1 rRNA gene is annotated in these 1,226 nt (G+C 54.0%); it reads right to left on the bottom strand.

What is annotated here, in order from left to right:
* Positions 1-1,214 (bottom strand): 23S ribosomal RNA (locus QQZ12_RS16955); the annotation flags it as partial.
* Positions 1,215-1,226: the final 12 nt, after the last annotated feature.

Genomic DNA, 1,226 nt, shown 5'->3' with positions numbered 1-1,226 from the left:
CATCCACAGCTTCGGTGAATCGTTTAGCCCCGTTACATTTTCGGCGCAGAGTCACTTGACCAGTGAGCTATTACGCACTCTTTGAATGGTGGCTGCTTCTAAGCCAACATCCTGGTTGTCTAGGCAACTCCACATCCTTTGCCACTTAACGATTACTTGGGGACCTTAGCTGGTGGTCTGGGCTGTTTCCCTCTTGACTACGGATCTTAGCACTCGCAGTCTGACTCCCGGATATGAGTCGATGGCATTCGGAGTTTAACTGAGTTCGGTAACCCTGTGGGGGCCCCTAGCCCAATCAGTGCTCTACCTCCATGACTCTTGATCCGAGGCTAGCCCTAAAGCTATTTCGGGGAGAACCAGCTATCTCCGGGTTCGATTGGCATTTCACCCCTACCCACACCTCATCCTATGGTTTTTCAACACCAACAGGTTCGGACCTCCATTCCGTGTTACCGGAACTTCATCCTGGACATGGGTAGATCACCCGGTTTCGGGTCAACGACTACGTACTGAAGCGCCCTATTCAGACTCGCTTTCGCTACGGCTCCAGCTTCTCACCTTAACCTTGCACGCAACCGTTACTCGCCGGTTCATTCTACAAAAGGCACGCCGTCATCCCTCAAGGGGACTCCGACTGGTTGTAAGCACACGGTTTCAGGTTCTCTTTCACTCCCCTCCCGGGGTGCTTTTCACCTTTCCCTCACGGTACTGGTTCACTATCGGTCGCTAGGGAGTATTTAGCCTTGGGAGGTGGTCCTCCCAGCTTCCCACGGGGTTTCACGTGTCCCGCGGTACTCAGGATCCGTCTCGGAGGGGAACGAATTTCGGTTACAGGGCTGTTACCTTATATTGCCGGCCTTTCCAGGACCAGTTCACCTATTCGCTCCCTTTGTGACTCCGTGTGAGACGTCCTACAACCCCGATGGCACAAGGCCATCGGTTTGGGCTGTTCCCGTTTCGCTCGCCGCTACTCAGGGAATCGCGTTTGCTTTCTCTTCCTCAGGGTACTTAGATGTTTCAGTTCCCCTGGTCTGCCCCCGACCACCCTATGGATTCAGGTGGCGGTACCAGCTCTTCAAGCTGGTGGGTTGCCCCATTCGGAAATCTCCGGATCAAAGCTTACTTACAGCTCCCCGAAGCTTATCGGAGTTCGTCCCGTCCTTCATCGGCTCCTAGCGCCAAGGCATCCACCGTGTGCCCTTAGTAGCTTAACCTACTAGGTTTAT

Source organism: Laceyella tengchongensis, assembly GCF_900182735.1.
Lineage (GTDB): Bacteria > Bacillota > Bacilli > Thermoactinomycetales > Thermoactinomycetaceae > Laceyella > Laceyella tengchongensis.
Note: the sequence above shows the minus strand (reverse complement) of the source record. Positions and strands in the feature narration are given on the sequence as shown.